The sequence below is a fragment of the Microcoleus sp. MON2_D5 genome (genome assembly GCF_036701905.1).
Classification (GTDB): domain Bacteria; phylum Cyanobacteriota; class Cyanobacteriia; order Cyanobacteriales; family Microcoleaceae; genus Microcoleus.
Window position 1 is genome coordinate 1 of the sequence record NZ_JAUBRM010000201.1, and the last position, 3196, is coordinate 3196.

A 3196-nucleotide genomic window follows, 5' to 3' on the forward strand; every position below is an offset into this window, starting at 1 on the left:
AGTGTCACTCCCACTCCGAGTGTCACTCCCACTCCCACTCCGAGTGTCACTCCCACTCCGAGTGTCACTCCCACTCCCACTCCGAGTGTCACTCCCACTCCGAGTGTCACTCCCACTCCCACTCCGAGTGTCACTCCCACTCCGAGTGTCACTCCCACTCCCACTCCGAGTGTCACTCCCACTCCGAGTGTCACTCCCACTCCCACTCCGAGTGTCACTCCCACTCCGAGTGTCACTCCCACTCCGACTGCGAGTGAAACTCCCACTCCCATCGCTCCTACGGAAATACAACTGCCCGCACCTGTGACAACACCAGCATCGCCCGCACCCGAACCCTCAACCTCCGATGCACAAGACTTTAAACGCCCCGAAATTCGATCGCTAGACAATTCCGGTGTTGCTGCAGCCGATGATCGAGTTTTAACCATCGATCCAAGTATCACCAGTCAATTACCCGCTGGCATCGTAGCCTCTTCACCAGCATCCCAACAAGCATCAACAGGTAACCCTACTTCTAATTTAGTTCTGGGATACGCCCCGCCTCCAGATCAACTTTTTGAAGGTAACGACATACAGAAAACAGTCTGGGGAATCGAAGAAATGAGGAATCAAGAATTTGGAGAATACTTGGGGGTACCAGCCAACCTCCTAGAGGAAAAAGTCTTAATTTCGACAGCCCAACAAACTTTACAAAATATCGAACAGCAAACCGGCAAGCGGTCTGGTATTATCTACATAGTCTCGCGAGAAGATCGACTGGAACTAATTTTAGTTCCTCCCGTGGGCTTGCCGATTCACTACAGCGTCCCAGAAGCCAACAGAGCAGCTCTTTTCCCTACCGTCAAGGAGTTCCGCGCTGAAATCACCAATCCCGCACAACGCGATAGTACCAGTTATCTAGCCGCCGCCCAGCAATTATATAAATGGGCGATCGCACCCCTAGAAAAAGACTTACAAAACTTAGGAATTCAGACTTTTTTACTGTCAGTCGATCCCGGATTGCGAAGCCTGTCCTTTGCCGCTTTACACGACGGTAAAGGCTTCTTGATTGAAAAATACAGTTTCAGCCTAATTCCGAGTTTTAGTTCGACTAATACCGATTATAAAGCTGTTAGAGACGCCACCGTGCTAGCAATGGGAAGGTCGGAATTTGTTGACCAACAGCCATTGCCCAATGTGCCGATCGAATTGCAGGCGATTTCGGCTCAGTGGCAGAGCCCATCTTTCCTCAATTCTACTTTCACTTTAGATAATCTCACGTCGGAACACGCCAAGGGAGGATTTCGGATCGTTCACCTAGCAACTCACGCTGAATTCAAACCGGGAAAAGCGAGCAATTCCTACATTCAAATGTGGAATTCCAAATTGCAGCTCGATCATATGGAGAGTTTGAATTGGCGCAATCCGCAGGTAGACTTGTTAGTATTAAGTGCTTGTAGAACTGCTGTGGGCGATCGGGAAGCAGAGTTAGGTTTTGGAGGTTTAGCAGTAAAATCCGGCGCGAAATCTGCTTTAGGGAGTTTGTGGTATGTTGATGATGGAGGCACTTTGGGGCTGATGAGTGAATTTTACCACCAGTTGCGAGGAGCCACAACTAAGGCAGAAACTCTGCAACTGGCTCAACAGGCGATGATTGCTGGTAAAGTTCGGATGGAAAACGGACAGTTAGTGACAACAGCGGGCAACTTGAATTTACCGACTAACATACAACAACAAAACCAAGATTTTTCTCATCCTTACTACTGGAGCAGTTTCACCCTAATCGGAAGTCCTTGGTAAGCTGCCATATTTATTGTTCATTCTCCGCTACTTAGGGACGAAAGTTTCTCCAGTAGGGGCAATGCTCGCTTGGGAGGGTTGGGGGGGTTCCCCCTGAAGAGCCCCAATTTCAACCGCCGAACGATCCAGGGGTTGGGAACTCTATTTCTGCTTCATCACCACCAAAGTAATATCATCACAAACCCTCTGATATCATGTCCGGTAGCATAACCATAATTAAGCCTCAACTTGGGGCCACCAATGGAAATTTGTCAAACCTCGAACTAAGTCTTGCTGTTGGAGTAATTGTTGGCAGCGATTAAATAAAATTTCCTCTAATTCATCAAGATTTTTAAATGTTCGGTTAGCAATAGGCTCATTTGTGAGTGGCCATAGTCTTTCAGCAGGTTGAAGTTCTGGCGAGTGAGATGGCATTTCTATAATATGAATGCCCTGCGGTACATCAACTTTTTTAGCGGTATGCCATCCCGCTCGATCCTTACGTCAATACGACTTGTTTATTTTCCCCGACTTCAAAATGTTGGGCGAAATCGGCTAAAACTTGATTAAAAATTTGGGTATTCACAAAAGGTAGAATCCACCAATATGTTTCTCCAGATTGTGGGTGAACGAAGCCATACAACCATAACCATTTAAATCGCCAATTTACCGATGCTACGGGTACTGTCCATTCATCTACCCAAATACGTCTTATTATTGGTTTAAGCCCAACTCTATGTTCATCCATTGTCCAAACTTCTACATCGGCGTCTGGGTACTTTTCTTGAACTTGAGTCACCGTTTTTGCTAGTTTTTTTTTCCATTGTTCCTGTTCCGTAAAGTCTGCTTCCTGATCAGAGGGTCGAGGTACTCTCAAACGTAGTCTCATTGCCTTCAAATACTCCCAACCTCGTTATCTACTAACTGAATGTCCTAATAATTCACTCATCCAATTTGCAACTTTCTGTCCGTTCCAAAGCCCACCAACAGTTGGAGGTGATTGTAGCGCTTGCCATAGTTGTGCTTGTTGTACATCATTCAAAAGTGTATCGGCACCTGGATGTTCATGCCTTTTATCTCCAAGTGATTTTGGACCAATGCGGTTATACCCCCAGACTAGTTCATAAATCCAATTGAGACTGTAACCAGTTATTTGTGAAACCTCTCGGCTACTTCTGCCAGATGTTAATAACCAGATAATTTGGTAATGACTTTTTTCAACAGGGTATGAAGCTTTACGGTAACGCTGTTCTAGTTCTGTTAACGATAGATGTGGCTCAATGCTAATACGTTTCGGCATTGTCAGATAGATGGGTTTTACAAAGGGTATACTTAGCTATTTTACCTGGCGGGGTGACAACCAGGGTAAACGCATCTAATTTCTAAATTCCCATATATAGCGTTTGAGTAGAGACAAAAGCGCTACAGGTGGAAAAAC

The 3196-nt window shown here is 46.0% G+C and carries 1 protein-coding gene and 1 pseudogene; one reads left to right on the forward strand and one right to left on the reverse strand.

Features of this window, described 5'->3' with window-relative positions:
- The coding region (locus QUA47_RS30520) for a CHAT domain-containing protein (protein ID WP_333433579.1) at positions 1–1779 on the forward strand (1779 nt) is incomplete at its 5' end.
- Positions 1780–1995: 216 nt separating this feature from the next.
- On the opposite strand, the pseudogene QUA47_RS30525 reads toward QUA47_RS30520, so the two are convergent.
- A pseudogene (locus QUA47_RS30525) lies at positions 1996–3058 on the reverse strand (IS630 family transposase).
- Positions 3059–3196 lie beyond the last annotated feature (138 nt).